Annotated in this window: 13 protein-coding genes; 9 read left to right on the forward strand and 4 right to left on the reverse strand. The window is 35.3% G+C overall.

Going from position 1 to position 16,819, the window contains the following annotated elements; translation table 11 throughout:
• Positions 1 to 2 precede the first annotated feature (2 nt).
• Complete coding sequence (locus ACXR6G_RS10435; RefSeq protein ID WP_458361367.1) at positions 3 to 641, forward strand: 4'-phosphopantetheinyl transferase family protein; 639 nt, start codon at positions 3 to 5, stop codon at positions 639 to 641.
• Here the strand turns inward: ACXR6G_RS10435 and ACXR6G_RS10440 are convergent.
• From ACXR6G_RS10440 to ychF, 3 genes are all read right to left on the reverse strand, one after another.
• Complete coding sequence (locus ACXR6G_RS10440; RefSeq protein WP_458361368.1) at positions 638 to 2,266, reverse strand: alkaline phosphatase family protein; 1,629 nt, start codon at positions 2,264 to 2,266, stop codon at positions 638 to 640. The genes ACXR6G_RS10435 and ACXR6G_RS10440 overlap by 4 nt on opposite strands.
• Before the next feature lie 37 nt (positions 2,267 to 2,303).
• A complete protein-coding gene (crcB, locus tag ACXR6G_RS10445) occupies positions 2,304 to 2,681 on the reverse strand; it encodes a fluoride efflux transporter CrcB (protein WP_458361369.1) in 378 nt (125 codons plus the stop codon).
• A 144-nt stretch (positions 2,682 to 2,825) separates the two neighbouring features.
• On the reverse strand, positions 2,826 to 3,926 hold the full coding sequence (ychF, locus tag ACXR6G_RS10450; protein WP_458361370.1) for a redox-regulated ATPase YchF: 1,101 nt from the start codon (positions 3,924 to 3,926) through the stop codon (positions 2,826 to 2,828).
• Positions 3,927 to 4,092: 166 nt separating this feature from the next.
• Between ychF and ACXR6G_RS10455 the strand changes: the two genes are divergently transcribed.
• Positions 4,093 to 5,160: a transglutaminase domain-containing protein gene (locus ACXR6G_RS10455; RefSeq protein ID WP_458361371.1), complete on the forward strand. Its 1,068-nt coding sequence runs from the start codon at positions 4,093 to 4,095 to the stop codon at positions 5,158 to 5,160.
• 10 nt (positions 5,161 to 5,170) lie between these two features.
• Here the strand turns inward: ACXR6G_RS10455 and ACXR6G_RS10460 are convergent, their stop codons facing one another.
• Positions 5,171 to 5,986, reverse strand: coding sequence for a hypothetical protein (locus tag ACXR6G_RS10460; RefSeq protein ID WP_458361372.1), 816 nt, complete (start codon positions 5,984 to 5,986; stop codon positions 5,171 to 5,173).
• Between the two features lie 221 nt (positions 5,987 to 6,207).
• On the opposite strand from ACXR6G_RS10460, the gene ACXR6G_RS10465 reads away from it, so the two are divergent.
• The 7 genes from ACXR6G_RS10465 (at position 6,208) to ACXR6G_RS10495 (ending at position 16,761) form a co-directional block, all read left to right on the forward strand.
• The gene (locus ACXR6G_RS10465) at positions 6,208 to 7,581 is read left to right on the forward strand and encodes a vWA domain-containing protein (protein ID WP_458361373.1); all 1,374 of its coding nucleotides are present in this window, start codon (positions 6,208 to 6,210) and stop codon (positions 7,579 to 7,581) included.
• Positions 7,582 to 7,816: 235 nt separating this feature from the next.
• The gene (locus tag ACXR6G_RS10470) at positions 7,817 to 9,874 is read left to right on the forward strand and encodes a transketolase family protein (protein WP_458361374.1); all 2,058 of its coding nucleotides are present in this window, start codon (positions 7,817 to 7,819) and stop codon (positions 9,872 to 9,874) included.
• Between the two features lie 192 nt (positions 9,875 to 10,066).
• Positions 10,067 to 10,624, forward strand: a complete 558-nt coding sequence (locus tag ACXR6G_RS10475; RefSeq protein ID WP_458361375.1) for an RNA polymerase sigma factor — start codon at positions 10,067 to 10,069, stop codon at positions 10,622 to 10,624.
• Positions 10,625 to 10,696: 72 nt separating this feature from the next.
• Entirely contained in the window at positions 10,697 to 11,101 is a 405-nt protein-coding gene (locus ACXR6G_RS10480; protein WP_458361376.1) for a hypothetical protein, read from the forward strand.
• 22 nt (positions 11,102 to 11,123) lie between these two features.
• Positions 11,124 to 11,603 (forward strand): hypothetical protein, encoded by a 480-nt coding sequence (locus ACXR6G_RS10485; protein WP_458361377.1) that lies wholly within the window; start codon positions 11,124 to 11,126, stop codon positions 11,601 to 11,603.
• A 256-nt stretch (positions 11,604 to 11,859) separates the two neighbouring features.
• Positions 11,860 to 15,123, forward strand: a complete 3,264-nt coding sequence (locus ACXR6G_RS10490) for a S41 family peptidase (RefSeq protein WP_458361378.1) — start codon at positions 11,860 to 11,862, stop codon at positions 15,121 to 15,123.
• A gap of 234 nt (positions 15,124 to 15,357) precedes the next feature.
• A complete protein-coding gene (locus ACXR6G_RS10495; protein ID WP_458361379.1) occupies positions 15,358 to 16,761 on the forward strand; it encodes an NAD(P)/FAD-dependent oxidoreductase in 1,404 nt (467 codons plus the stop codon).
• The last annotated feature ends 58 nt before the right edge of the window (positions 16,762 to 16,819 follow it).

The following is a 16,819-nucleotide window of genomic DNA, read 5'->3' on the forward strand; positions in this document are numbered from 1 at the left end:
ATATGCCTTTAGTAAAACACATTCAATTAAATGAAACTTGTCAGTTAGTTCTTTGGAAGATTACCGAAGAACTTGAAGACTTGCTCGAACAAGTTTGTTTGAGTAAAGCAGAGCAGGCACGCATTGAAGGCTTTGGGAGTCTGTCCCGTAAAAAGGAATTTATAACGACTCGTATTTTGTTGCAAAAGCTTCTTGGAGATGATGTTTTAATAGAAAACAATGAACATGGTAAACCTTTGCTTATAAATTCTGATTTTGATATCAGTATCTCTCACAGTAAGGAGTATGTCGGTGTGATGCTTGGAAAAAATCACGACTTGGCTCTAGATATAGAATATCTATCAGATAGAGTGTATCGAATTACTAAGAGGTTTATGAGTGAAAGTGAAATGTCATCTATTTCAGAAAATGAAAAGCAACTTCATATTTACCAGCATTGGTGCGCTAAAGAGTGTTTGATAAAACTATATGGAAAAAAGGATGTGCTTTTGATTGATGAATTAAAAATACATCCTTTCCAGCCGAATCAATCTACCTTTTCAGGAGAAGTGATTCGTACTGATTTTTCTAAGAAGTTCAATTTTCAATATCAAGCGTTTGATTCTTACTTAATGGTTTGGTGTTGCCAAACAAGAAACTAATCAACTAATCCTCTAATTGGATTTCCCATACAGCCAGAAGGGGGTGAAATTTTCAAGAATGTGGATAAAGTCGGAACAATATCCTCAATGTCGAGTTGTTGTTTCAACTCTTGATTCTTAATTTTCCATCCATATAAAAACAAGGGCACTCTTCTCGATTGACTATACTGGGCAACAAGGTCTCTTTCATCTTTTATCTGATTGACCCATCCTGGTTCCAAGGTAATGATAATATCACCTGATCTTTTATGATTGAAAGAACGTTGGATTTTATTCATAACCCCATGACTGTAGTTGGTTTCAATAAAATTGTGAGCAGGAATTGCTTTTGATACGCCTGAAAATTGGACTAGAAATTTTGCTGCTTTTATCTGCACATCTTCTATAACTAGTTTCTTATCTTCAATGAGCTTACGATTTAGAAATATTTGTTGAGAATCGTATCCTGATATCCACTGTCCAGCACCATAAGTCACGTTAAAGTATGATTTTAATAAGGCAACAGCGTTATAAGAGCTGAAGTAACCATGTGGTATATGTTGTTTTTCGAGATCAGAAGGTAAGAAACCAGCTGCTTGATCACCAGTTACAAATAGTAATACATTTTCCATTCCAACTTGCTCATCCAAAAAAGTAATTAAGTCCGCAATGTTTTGATCGAGCCTTGTAATACAGTCGAGCATCTCAGGGGAGTAAGGTGAATATTTACGGTGATTGTTTCCCAAGCAAGAAAAATTGATGGTAATTAAATCACAATCGTCATCCTTACCCAAGTTTTCGTTAATGATAGTTGTTGCCGCAAAGTCTTTAATTAATAGGTTACCTGCTGGATAATTCTTTAAAGCATGATACCCGATCTTCTTTTTCTCCTTCTTTAGGTCGTAATAAAAGTGATCCGTCAATTTCAGTTTTGCTTTGATAATATCCGTAGAACTTCCATTATCTTCTAAAGTCTTAGGCACCCAAGGTTTATCAAGGTATTTATTAGGTAAGTCGGTTGCATTGAAATTATTTACCCAATTAAATAGGGTATCCTGATAATACGAAGAGCTGATGAATTTGCCTTGAACGCCATCTAACCAGTAGGCTGCATCTGCCGAATGACCTGCAGAAAAAATAGCAGATTCATTGTTCAGAGAAACGCCAATGACTCTCGAGTTGGGATTGTTTAACTTCATGATATCACCTAGAGTAGGGGCAAGAAGTTTATGTGGCGATTTAGATGCAATCGTATCAGTGATACCTAGTTTTCTATATTTTTTATCATAGGTTGATGCTTCAGAACTCTCAGAAATTCTATCGAACCAAGCGTGAGAAATTATACCATGATAAGTAGGTGGTGTTCCTGTATATATAGTGGCATGATCAACTCCAGTTTGTGAATATTGGTAGTTGTATTGGGTGTTGGAGCTAAAGGCTCCATTTTTCATTATTTTATTGAACCCACCGTTAGAAAACAGATGTGAATATTTATTGAAATAATCGCTTCGTAAATGATCGATAACTATACCAACAATAAGCTTTGGCTGATTGGAAGGTGAGTTTGAGGAATCAGCTTGGGCACTTACTTTTAAAAAGCTACTGATGATAAGAAGAAATCCTAAGAAGGTATATTTGATATTCATACTTTAGAATGCTCTATGGAGAATGGATGAAAAAAAATTAAAATAGTTTATGGATTTGACTACCTAAATAAACGGCAATTAATCCTAAAAAGACACTAGCACCTACATAAACAGATAACATGAGAAAATCACCTGTTTTTATCAAACTAAGCTTGTCAAAAGCAAAGGAAGAATAGGTTGTAAATCCACCGCAGAAACCTACTCCAAGAAATATTCTAAGCTCTGGACTTAGAATGTTTTTGTGTTCTGCAAGAGAATAGATGATTCCAATAAATAAGCAGCCTAAAATATTGACTGCGAGAGTTCCAATTGGTAAAACTGATTGGAAAATACGATTCAAGCCTAATGCAATTAAAAATCTAGAAATACTGCCTAAGAAACCGCCTAATCCAATAAGTAAAAGTGTTCGAAGCATAATCTGTGATTATATAGATACTTGAACAAAGATAGAAATATTAACAAGTTAAGCTGAAATTAATTAGAATTTTAGATCAGAATTGAAGTCATAATAAAAGGCTGTCTTGTGGGACAGCCTTGAAATATTTTTGAATGTGATCAATTATACATTGAAACGGAAGTGCATGATATCACCATCCTGTACCACATATTCTTTACCTTCTACATTCATTTTACCAGCTTCTTTACAAGCAGCTTCTGATCCTAAGTTTGAGAAATCCGCGTATTTGATAACTTCAGCACGAATAAATCCTTTTTCGAAATCAGTGTGAATAACACCTGCAGCTTGAGGCGCTTTAGAACCTTTAGGGTAAGTCCATGATCTAACTTCTTTAACCCCTGCTGTGAAATAAGTTTCTAGTTCAAGAAGAGTAAATGCAGCCTTAATCAATTTATTAACACCTGGCTCTTCAAGACCAAGGTCTTCAAGAAACATTTGTTTTTCTTCGTATGACTCCAGTTCAGCAATATCAGCTTCAATACCAGCACCAACGATTAGAACTTCTGCATTTTCGTCCTTTACAGCTTCTTTAACCGCTTCAACATAAGCATTACCATTTGTAACTGATGCTTCATCAACATTACAAACGTATAATACAGGTTTTGTAGTTAATAAGTGAAGATCACTGGTTACAAGTTCTTCAGCTTCGGTTAGTTCCACAACACGCGCAGATTTCCCTTGGTTCAATACTTCTCTATAACGTTCTAATACTTCAGCAAGGCGTTTTGCTTCTGGATTTTTACCAACTTTGGCAATTTTAGCAGCTTTCTGAAGTCTAGCTTCTACAGTTTCAAGATCCTTAAGTTGCAATTCCATATCAATGGTCTCTTTGTCGCGAATCGGATCAACAGAACCATCAACGTGTACAATATTACCATCTTCGAAACAACGTAATACGTGAATAATTGCGTTTGTTTCACGAATATTTGTCAAGAATTTATTCCCTAAACCTTCACCTTTACTAGCACCTTTAACCAAACCAGCAATATCAACAATCTCCATGACTGAAGGCTGAATCTTTTGTGGCTGTACCAATTCTGTTAATCTGATCAAACGGTCATCAGGTATCGTAATCACACCTATATTAGGCTCAATAGTACAAAAAGGGAAATTAGCCGACTGTGCTTTTGCATTCGACAAACAATTAAATAAAGTGGATTTACCAACATTAGGTAATCCTACGATTCCACACTGTAATGCCATGTTATATTTTATTTATTAATTAGCTGAGTTTCAAAAAATCTGTGCAAAAGTACATTTAAAATTCCGATGTGCCAATTTTGAGATTATTCTAATTAATAATTGTTAGATACTTGCAGAGACGATTGATATATATGACTTAATCTGTATAATTTATTAGCTTTAGAATATGGCAACTCATAATTATATAAAGTTTATTGTCTTTATCATCTTCCTACTAGGAACTTTAATACCTACAAAAGCTCAGAAACCAACTTTTGGGAGATATGGAGTTGTTGATCGTCAGGTTAAAAGAATGCCAGACAGTCTATCCAATAATATTATTCATCTGCATCACTATCTAGATTCTATTGGAGTTGATGATGAAGAAAGAATAAGAGCTTTTTATATGTGGATTATCACCAATATCAAATATGAAAATCAAGTAGAACTCCTTTTTGATAAGAATTTGTTATTTTATATGGGGTCTAATAATTCTGTATCTCCAGTATCTGTTTTAAAGAAAAGCAAAGCCGTATGTGAAGGATTTTCAAAGCTTTTTCAATTTTTTTGTCAGCAATCGGGAATTGAAGCTTATACTATTGGTGGCTATATATCTAAAAAAGGAGCTTTTCAAGATAGAGCGACACATTCATGGAATGCTGTGAAGGTAAATAATGAGTGGCGTTTTTTTGATTTAACTTGGGCCTATGCGAGTTTTGAACATACGGGTATAAAGAGTAGTACAAACGAGTTTTACATGGTTAAACCACAAGAATTTATTTTGTCTCATCTGCCATTAGTTCCTATGTGGCAATTTTTAGAGACACCAGTCCCTATTTATGTCTTTAATATGGGAGATGATATGATTAACGATTATCTAATCAAGCAAAAGACATATTATAGTTATGAAGATAGTCTTAAAACTTACAGTAAATTAAGTGTTAAGGAGCGAAATTTAAAACGGGCTGATGAAATTTATAAAACAAATTCTTCAAATAAATTTAATCGAGCAATTGAGTATTATAGATACGCACGAGTGATTTTAAAAAGTCAGGAATTCTCCAGTAAAAAGGATCTTAAGGAACTGTTGGAGGCCAGGGAAAAGATTAGAATGGCTATGCTATTATTTCGAGGAACTCAGGATATTGCAGCGCAACTTATGTACTTGCGGGCATTTGATAGTTTAACTGTAATTGAGAATTGGATTCAAACAACTCAAAGGCAAAATGAAAAGTCTTCAGGAACTAAGCTTTAAGCCGTCTTTTTTAATTATACTTTAACATTTGATTGATAGGTGTCAGTTTGAAATTATCAGGAATAGAGAACGCTTCTTTGGTAAGTTTTGTTCTTGATGCATGATCCATCGTTATTACTGTTTCCCCATCATTATGGAAAATAACAACTTTCATAGGAAGACCATTTTTTCGAACTTTCATATAAGAGTTCAAATTAAAATAAGGCGCAATTCCAGAATGAAAAATGAAAGCCTCTAAGAAGTCTTTGAAGTGATTTGTATTCCACCCCATATGGGAAAGGATGTTCTCAGCAATCCATATTTCCTCCATTACTTTTCCTTCATTTATGACTTCGTATTTACGGACCGCATAATCATCTATTGAAGTAAAGTTTGGAGTGCTTTTGATATTGAAATTATTGTATATACTATAATCAGGAATTAGAGGATTCTTTCCAATTCTACGGCTTGTCATTTCTTCAAAATGGTTTTTATCAATTGAATTTAGATTCCTTAAAAAAGAAACATCATTGATTAGAAAATCATTGTCATTCTGCATTTTGAACTCTGTCACCGCTTTTCTAAAATTGCTCACTTTCCCTGACCAGAAAGAACTTTCTTTTTGATTAACGAAATTGATCGTTTTGGAGTCGTAGTTGTAAAGGTAAGTTCTATTATTTGTGACAATTTTCATATTATCTCCTTTTATATAAATCAAGGTTCTACTTTGAATTTCACCATTACCAACATAGAACTTAATAACCCAAGATTTATCATTGGTCGCGTACTTAATTGCTAATAAAAGCAGTATGAGTGCCGCAGAGATATAAAGGGTTTTTTTGATCATTAATCTATTTAATAATAACGTATTTAAAAAGGATCAATAAATCTACAGATATTTCTTGCATATAAGCTCTTATTATGTGCTGTTTTTTATTGAACAAGCTTACAATTGTAACATCTATATAATTTTCATTATATTGAGAGAGAAAATAAGCTTGGCTTTTAAAATTATCAGATAACTCTTATTTTTATAAGTAGTATGACTTTTTATCAATACACTGCAATTTGAAAAGATTACTAAAATATTGTTTCTTTTTACTTCTAAGTATTATTACTGTTCAAGCTTTTCCTCAAAAGATAGAAACAGTAAAAGAGAAGACGCGAATATTGTTCATTTTCGATGCTTCTCAGAGTATGAATGGGAGATGGGAGAAATCGACAAAAATGAATGTAGCTCGAGATTTTCTAATTGAGATGATTGATAGCTTGGAGCTTGAAAGTAATGTTGAAATGGCCCTTAGAGTGTATGGGCATCAGAGTTCATTCCCTCCTCAAGATTGTGAAGATACAAAGTTAGAGGTTCCTTTTTCCCATGATAATGCTGGTGTAATTCGTCAAACTCTTAGGTATTTGAATGCAAGAGGAACTACGCCTATAGCTTATGCCCTTTCTAAGGCTGCAACAGATTTTCCAGAATCGAAGGAATTGGTACGGAATATTGTTATTTTAATTACTGATGGTGTTGAAGCATGTGATGGTGATCCCTGTGCCGTTTCTGAAGATCTGCAGAGAAAAGGCATTATTCTTGAGCCCTTTATTATAGGAATTGGCTTGGATAGGAGGTTCCAGAAGAATTTTGAATGTGTAGGCGAATTTCTAGAAGTTAATAAAGAGAGGAATTTTGGAGGAACTTTGAATTATGTGATATCTCAGGTTCTTGATAAAACGTCAATGCAAGTTAATTTATTGGATGAGAATGATAAGCCTACAGAGAGTAATGTGCCAATGACTTTCTATAATCATACGACAGGGAAATTGCGTTATCAGTATATGCATACTATGAATTCGATGGGTTTACCAGATACGCTTTTTCTTGATCCACTAATTCCTTATGATATTACGATTCATACTCTTCCAAAATTACATGCGGATAGTGTTCGAATTGAACATGGGAAACATTCTGTAGTTGGTTTTAGAGCTGTGCAGGGGAAATTGAGGATTACCTCACAACGTACTAGCCTATTGAAAAATCTAAGTTGTATAGTTAAGAAAGATGTTGAAACTATAAATGTACAGGCGATTGATTATTCTCAGAAATACTTGATTGGAAATTATGATTTGGAGCTATTAACTTTGCCACGTATCAAAATTGATGATGTACAAATCAAAGCTTCTGAAACAACTGTGATTGAAGTTCCACGGCCTGGTTTGGTGACTATTTTTAAACCAACTTACGGACCTTGTGATTTATTCATTAAAATTGACGGTAAAATGGAGTGGGTGTGTGCTCTTGATAGTAGAGAACTCCGAAAAACTCTAACGCTGCAACCAGGTAATTATCACTTAGTTTTTAGAAGCAAAACAGTGCGAATGTCACATTACACTAAAAAACGTTCGTTTATAATAACTTCAGGAAGTTCTATGGCTGTTCGATTGTAAATCTATGCTCGAATACTTCTTTAATTTAATTATCTATTGTTTACCTATTTCACATCCACGCATTTTGTGTGCTAACAATCTAGCTATCTATTCTATTATGAATTTTTGAAAGTTCGTTCTTAATTCCAATGAGCAATTAATAATTTACCCCTTCCCTTGATAATTTTCGTATATTTGCGAGCATTAAATAAAATCTGAACCAGATTTTTTAATCATCTAAAAACTCTTGACTAGAATGGAGCCAAAAGAAATGGACAAACAAGTGGAATTATCGGTAACTGATATGGCATCGGATAATATTCGAATCTTATCAGCTGCTATGGTTGAACAAGCAAAATCTGGACACCCCGGTGGTGCTATGGGTGGAGCTGATTTTGTAAATGTACTCTTCTCGGAATTCTTAAATTTCGACCCAACCGACATGAAATGGGCGAATCGCGATCGTTTCTTTCTTGACCCAGGTCATATGTCACCAATGTTGTATTCTATTTTAAGTCTGACAGGCAATTACAGCATGGATGATTTGAAAAATTTCAGACAATGGGGTAGTGTAACACCAGGTCACCCTGAGGTTGATCAAACAAGAGGTGTTGAGAATACATCAGGCCCATTAGGACAAGGACATACAATGGCAGTTGGTGCTGCTATTACTGAACGTTTTCTTGTTGCTCGTTTCGGCGAGTGGATGGCTCACAAAACTTATACTTTTATCTCTGATGGTGGTATCCAGGAAGAGATTGCTCAAGGTGCTGGTCGTATTGCTGGTACATTGGGATTGAATAATTTGATCATGTTCTATGATTCAAATAATATTCAATTATCAACTAAGGTTGAAGAAGTAACTTGCGAAGATACAGCTAAGAAATACGAAGCATGGGGATGGCATGTTATTACTATTAAAGGTAATGATGCAAGTGCTATTCGTGCTGCTCTTAAGGCTGCAAACGAAGAAACTAAGCGTCCAACACTTATCATTGGCCAAACTCTAATGGGTAAAGGTGCTGTTGATATTGATGGATGTAGTTTTGAGAATATGGTTTCGACTCATGGTCAGCCATTGGGAGCTGCTGGTGCATCATTAGCTAAAACAATTGAAAATCTTGGTGGAAACGCTGAAAATCCATTCCAGATTTTCCCTGAAGTTGAAGCTTATTATAAAGAAGTTTTAGCAAAGAAAACTGCTGCTGCTGCTCTTAAGAAAGCTGAGCAAGCTGAGTGGACTAAAGCTAATCCAGAATTGGCTGCTAAGTTAGAAGGTTTCTTCAAAATGGAAGCTCCTGAAATTGATTACGAAGCAATCGCTCAAAAATCAGGTGTAGCTACTCGTGTTGCCTCTGCAACTGTATTAGCTGAATTGGCTAAGAATGTTGACAATATGATCGTTTCTTCAGCTGACTTAAGTAACTCTGATAAAACAGATGGTTTCTTGAATAATACAAAGGCTCTTAAAAAAGGCGATTTCTCTGGAGCATTCCTTCAGGCAGGTGTTGCTGAATTAACGATGGCATCTATCTGTAATGGTATTGCATTACACGGTGGTGTTTGGGCTGCTTGTGCAACCTTCTTTGTATTCTCTGATTATATGAAGCCAGCAGTTCGTCTGTCTGCTTTAATGCAAGTTCCTGTAAAATATATCTGGTCACACGATGCTTTCCGTGTAGGAGAGGATGGACCAACTCATCAGCCAATTGAGCAAGAAGCTCAAATTCGTTTGATGGAACAAATTAAAAATCATTCTGGTGAGATGAGTCTTTTGGCTCTTCGTCCTGCTGATGCTTTGGAAGCTTCTGTAGCTTGGAAAATGGCTATGGAAAATACCAAAACTCCAACAGCTCTAATTTTGTCTCGCCAGAATATTAAGGATCTTCCTTCTAAAGGAAACCGTTACCAAGAGGCTCTACAAGCTGAAAAAGGCGGTTATATTGTTGAGAAGCCTGCTACAACTCCTGATGTGGTTCTTTTAGCTAGTGGTTCTGAGGTTGCAACTCTTATAGCTGGAGCTGAACTTTTACGTGCTAAAGGCAACTTGAATATTCAGGTTGTTTCTGTTATTTCTGAAGGTTTATTCCGTCAGCAATCAGCAGAGTACCAAGCTGAAGTTCTTCCTGCTGGAATTCCTACTTTAGGATTAACTGCAGGATTACCTGTAACGCTTCAAGGATTAGTTGGAGCAAATGGTAAATCAGTTGGTTTAGATCATTTTGGTTATTCAGCACCAGCAAATGTGCTTGATGAGAAATTTGGTTTTACTGCTGAAAATATTGTAAAAGAAATTGAAGCGCTACTTGCTTAGTTGTAACAATTACTAAATATTTAAAATCCGAAGTCGAAAGGCTTCGGATTTTTTTGTGCTTTATTCTTACTTAATTAATTAATTTTGTCAAGATTGGAATTCGGATTAAACCAAACCGATTTTTTTCCGTCAAAGATCTATTCACCTTTATTGGAATACTTACTTTTAGGAGATATTAAAAAGTTGTAATTGATGATAAACAAATCAGACGATGATATTTTAGAGATGTTTCGCGATGAGGCTACCAAAGAAGAAGCTTTTGGTCTCTTACTGAAGAAATATCAGGAACGCTTGTATTGGCAGATTCGAAAAATCGTTATTTCACATGACGATACGGATGATGTGTTACAGAATACCTGCGTAAAGATATGGAAGGGACTTGGGAATTTTCATTCGCAATCACAGCTATTTACATGGATGTATCGTATTGCAACAAATGAATCATTGAGTTTTTTAAAGGACAAACAACGCAAATATTTTGGCTCAGGCAATGGAGAATTAGAAGAACTGCTTTTGGCAAGTTTGGAAAGCGATCCCTACTTTGATGGAGATACAGCTCAATTAGAATTACAAAAAGCCATTGTGCTGTTACCAGAAAAACAACGCTTGGTTTTTAATATGAAATATTTCGACGAAATGAAATACGAAGAGATTTCACGTATACTTCAGACTTCAGTTGGAGCTTTGAAGGCTTCTTATCATCATGCGGTAAAGAAAATTGAGCGTTTTTTAATTTCTAGAGAGGTCTAATTAAACCATTGGTTTTAAAACCAGTCCAATAAGCGATGAGGTTTTAATGAATTCAGAATAAATCATTGTCATATGCAAAAAGATAATCCATATAAAGTTCCAGAAAATTACTTTGATAATTTGGGAGCGCAGATACAAGAGAAAATCAAGCAAGAGGAGAATAAATTTGAGCAAGAAGAAGAGAAGAGATCTCTAATTGTTCAACTTAAGCCCTATATGTGGATGGCAGCCAGTGTTTTTGTTTTGGTATTTGCTGCTCGAATAATTTTATCGAGTACTATTTCGCCAGAATATAAAATAGCTTCATTCGGTAGTGAAGAATTACAAGCAAAAGCTCATATCGATTCTGTTGAAGCTGCAACAAATGAAATCGATGCTCAATTTTTCGATGAATTGCCGGATGCGACATCTGATGACATTATTGATTACCTTTCGGATTCAGATATTGATACCGACATCTTACTTGCTAATTTATAAGTCTTAATAATAAGAAACTATCATGTACAAAATCATAAGTTTTCTAACCCTTATAATGCTTTATAGTTCTCTAGTGTTCTCACAAGGACATAGAGGTGAAAAATCACCTGAGATGAGAGCAAAAATAGAAGCTCAAAAAATTTCTTATATAACACAACAGTTGGAATTAAGCCCTGAAGAAGCTCAACAGTTTTGGCCTTTTTATAATGAAATGCGTAAAAAGAAAGATGCTTTTCATCTTGAATTCAGACAACTGATCAGAAGTTTAAAAGGAAATTCTGAAAATTTATCAGATGATGAATTAATCAAGATCAGTGATCGAATGGCAGACCTAAAAGTTGAGAAGGCTGAGATGGAAAGAGAGTATCACTATAAGTTTAAGAAAGTGCTTTCTGCTAAACAAATTTTAGATTTACATTTGACTGAGAAACAATTTCAAGGCATGTTGCTACGTCGAATAAAAGGCGAAGGTGGTAGACGTATGCAAAGAGGCAAAAATTAGAATCAAATAATGATATTATAGAGAGGCCCTTAAGTTTTTAACTTAAGGGCTTCTTTTTAGATGGAATACTACGTGATATCTTCTACATACTTGAGTTTAACCGTTGAATTGTTAGAAAAAACTAAATTACCTTTTAATAATATTATTTCAGCTTAAGTTTCTTTAATTTTGGGATCTTAATCATAAATGACAAAAATGTGTATAAGAACTATATGCTCAAACTACACATGCCTACTAACAAATAATAGAATATAAAATGAAAAAGATCTTGGTCTTAATATTGTGCATCCTGTCGGGAACAATGTTATTTGCGAAAGAAAGTAATCAGTGGATACGTTACGCTGCTATTTCTCCTGATGGCGAGCAAATCGCTTTCTCTTATAAAGGAGATATCTACTTGATGCCTTCTGAAGGTGGCGAAGCTAGAAATTTAACTTTCCATGATGCTCACGATTATATGCCAGTTTGGAATCATGCCGGAACTCAAATCAGTTTTGCATCTGAGCGATATGGTAATATGGATGTATTTGTTATCGATATTGATGGTGGTCAGACAACTCGCTTAACTTATCATTCAAAAAAAGAATTACCTTTTTCCTTTAGTGCTGATGATAAGAAGGTGATTTTTGGAGGACAGCGTTTAGATACTAAAGAACATCGTCAGTATAATACAGGTTCACAACCAGAACTATATCAAGTAGCCGTAAAGGGTGGACGTGTAGAACAAATCTTTACGATTCCTGCAGAAGAGGTTCAAGTTCGTAGAGATGGTCGTGAGATGGTTTATATCGACAAAAAAGGTGGAGAAAATTATTTCCGTAAGCACCATATATCTACAATCACTCGTGATATTTGGAAATATGATGTTGTTACTGATACTCACTCTAAAATTACAAGTTTCGAAGGTGAAGATCGTAACCCAATTTATACTACTGATGAAAAGAGTCTTTACTATTTAAGTGAAGAAAGTGGATGTTTCAACGTTCATAAAATGAATATCGAGAAGCCATCTATTAAAGAGCAGGTTACTGATTTTAAGATGCACCCTGTACGTTACTTGAGTATGGCTAACAACGGAACGCTTTGTTATACTCATAATGGTGATTTATATACGAAAGCTGAGAATCAGGAAGCTAAACTTGTTAAGGTTGATGTTCGTTCTATCGCTAGACACAATAATATGAAAGTATTGCCAGTGTCAGGTAATATTAAGGAAATGGCTATCTCTCCTAATGGAAAGGAAGTCGCTTATATCGTAAGAGGCGAAGTATTTGTTTCTTCTGTAGAATCTAAAATGACGAAGCGTATTACAAACACGCCAGCTCAGGAACAATTTGTAAGTTTTTCTCCTGATGGAAAAGCGATTATGTATTCATCGGAGCGTGATGCGAAGTGGGGGATTTATCAAACAAAGCGTGTTAATGAAAAAGAACCTTATTTCTTTGCTTCAACTGTATTAAAAGAAGAAAATGTAATCGTTAATGATAATGATAATTATCAAGCTGAATATTCTCCTGATGGAAAAGAAATTGCTTTCATCGAGAATAAAAAGACGCTAAGAATATATAACCTTGATAAAAAGAAAAGCCGCACTCTAATGACTCCAAACGAGTTGTATTATATGGGTGATGGCGATCAGTATTACCAGTGGAGTCCTGATAGCAAGTGGTTATTGGTTTCTTACGCACCAACTATGGCGAATGACGAATCAGTATTATTAGCTGTTGATGGATCTAAAGAGATGATCAACCTGACTCAAAGTGGTTATGGTGATTATTCACCAACTTGGGTGAATGGTGGTAAACAAATCCTATGGTTTAGTAATAGAAATGGGATGCGTTCTCATGCCAACTCTGGATCAAAGCAAATGGATGTTTATTCTCTGTTCTTGACTAAGGATGCTTGGGATAAATACCATATGAGCAAAGACGAGTATAAGCTTTGGAAGGAAATAAGCGATAAGGAGAAGAAAGACAAAGAAGAAAAAGAAAAGAAGGACAAGAAAGATTCTGATAAGAAAGATAAAAAGAAAAAAGACGAGGATAAGAAGAAAGAGGTAGAAGCTATTAAATTCGACTGGGATGGCCTTCAGGATAGAAAAGAGAGATTGACTATTCATTCATCTAAATTGGGTGATGCTGTACTTTCTAAGGATGGAGAGGATTTATACTACTTAGCTAAATTCGAAAAAGGCTATAACCTTTGGACCACTAAATTGCGTACCAAGGAAACTAAGATGTTAATGCCTCTTGGAGCTAAGTCTGCGAGTTTGCAGTGGGATAAGGATATGAAGAAACTGTTCCTATTATCTAGTGGGAAAATTTCGACTATCGATATTAAAGCTAAATCTAAAAAATCTGTTGCTACTAGAAGCGAAATGCTTTTAGATCTTGCAGCTGAGCGCCAAAACATGTTTAACCATGTTTGGAAGAGAGTAAAAACAATGTTTTATATTTCAGATTACCATGGTGTTGATTGGGATGCTTTAAAAGTGAATTATCAAGCTAAATTGGGATCAGTTGGGAATGATTTTGAATTCTCTGAGATGTTATCTGAGGTGTTAGGTGAATTGAATGTTTCTCACTGTGGTGCTCGTTATTATGGCGGTATGTCTGGAGCTGATAATACAGCTTCATTAGGTGTGTTCTTCGATTATACTTACAAAGGTCAAGGTCTCAAGATAACTGAAGTTATAAAGAATGGACCTCTTGATAAGAATCATATCAAAATTAAAGCAGGTATGATCATTCAGCACATTGATGGTGTTAGTATCGATACGAATGTTGACTATGCTAAATATCTAAATAGAAAAGCGGGACAATTTACCTTGCTTCATGTTTACGATCCAGCAACTAAAAAATATCAGGATGTTACAATGAAACCTATTTCTTTGAGAGCAGAGGGTAATTTATTGTATGAGCGTTGGGTTAAAAAGAATGAAGTTGAAGTCGAGAAGTTAAGTAATGGTCAGTTAGGCTATGTACATCTACCTGGAATGAACGATGGCAAATACCGCGATACATACGAAAAAGCAATGGGTAAGTATTTCGATAAGAAAGGACTTATTGTCGATACGCGTTTTAATGGTGGTGGTGACCTTGTAGGTGACTTATCAATGTTTTTAACAGGTGTTCGTTTTATCGATTATGCTGTTGAAGATAGAGTATTAGGTTTCGAACCTAGTTACCGTTGGACTAAGCCAAGTGTTGCTTTGGTAGGTGAAGCACAATATAGCGATGGTTCTTGTTTTGCTTGTGGTTACCAAGATTTAGGTATCGGAAGAATGATTGGTATGCCTGTTCCTGGAACTTGTAGTTTTGCAGGATGGGAAATGTTGCAAAATGGTAAGGTACTTTGGGGATCAGTTCCTGTAAGTGCTAAAAACAAAAAAGGCGAATGGATGGAGAACAATCAAACTGTTCCTGAAGTTATTATTAAAAACATGCCTGGTAAGATTGATAAAGGTATCGATCAGCAGCTTGAAGGTGCTATTGAAGATTTATTGAAAACTGTAGAATAGTTTAATTCTATTCTTCTATATACAAGGCTGTCCTCAAAGGGGACAGCCTTTTTTGTGCTCTAAGCAGATCTTTATTTAGAGCTAGTTCAATTAGAGTTTAGAAGCATGTTTTGGAATCTGGAGCGCTATTATTTTCTATCTTTAGGGGTTTGCTTTTTAGCGAACCGCTTAAAAGAAGAGTCAAGCGATGCATTCATCCCAAATCTCATCTATGTTTAATTTTTTTAATTAATAATGATGACAAAAAAGTACGATGTAATTATTGTTGGAGCAGGTCCAGCTGGTATTTTCTGTGCCTACGAGCTGGTTAAATCAGGTAAGAAACTTAATATTCTAATGCTTGAGAAAGGCAGGGGGATCGCTAATAGAAAATGTCCCAAGCATTTTAATGGTGGAATCTGTACTCACTGTAAGCCTTGTAGTATAACAACAGGTTGGGCAGGAGCAGGAGCCTTTTCAGACGGAAAACTTTCCTTATCACACGAAGTTGGGGGTACATTGCCTAAATATTTGGGCGTGGAAAAAGCCATGGAGTTGATTAAATATACCGATGAGGTTTATTTGGAGTTTGGAGCTAATGGTGATATTCATGGTGAGGAATTCAGCCCTGAAATGACAGATATCAGAAGAAGAGCAATTGAGGCTAATTTAAAATTGGTGCATTGCCCGGTTCGTCATTTGGGAACAGAAAAAGCTCAGGCTTTATACCATAAGCTTTACGATTATTTGACTGGTGAAGGTGTAGAAGTGCAATTCAACTCTGCTGTAAACGACCTAATTATAGAAGACGAAGTGATTAAAGGTGTACGTAATGGTAAGGGCGATTATTTTGCCGATCAAGTCATGGTTTCAGTTGGACGAGAAGGTGCAGACTGGCTGATGCAAAAATGTACACAAGAGAATATTTCAACAGAAGTTGGAGCAGTTGATATAGGTGTTCGTGTTGAGTGTAGAAATGAAATCATGCAGGAGATAAATGATAATTTCTACGAGGCAAAACTTATTCATTATACCAAAACATTTGACGATAAGGTGAGAACTTTTTGTTCTAATCCAGGTGGGTTTGTATCTTCTGAATATTATGAAAATGACTTAGCAGTTGTGAATGGTCATAGCTTCAAAGATTTGAAGAGTGATAATACAAATTTTGCTTTATTGGTTTCACAAAAATTTACAGAACCTTTTAATGAGCCAATCGAATATGGAAAGCATATTGCTCGTTTGGCTAATATGCTTACCAAGAATCAGATTATGGTTCAGCGATTTGGAGACTTTATGCGTGGACGTCGCACAACTAAGGATCGTTTGTACAGAAACAATATTATCCCGACGCTTAAGGATGCTGTTCCGGGTGATTTAAGCTTGGTTTTACCACATCGTATACTCAAGGATATCCGTGAAATGATAATGGCTTTGGATAAGGTAACACCAGGTTTAGCTTCTGATGAAACTTTACTTTATGGTGTTGAGGTGAAATTCTACTGTAATGTTGCCAAAGTTGGTAATGATTTCCAATCACTTTCGGTGAAGAATCTATATATGGGAGGTGATGGACCAGGTATAACACGAGGTTTGATGCAAGCTTCAGTTAATGGAGTTGTGATTGCCCGTGAGTTATTGAAAAAGATTAAAGACTAGTAAAAACGAAATAAAAGAAAAGAGCCTGTGTATTGATTTACACAGGCTCTTTTTATAT

It is taken from the genome of Ancylomarina sp. YFZ004 (assembly GCF_054254355.1).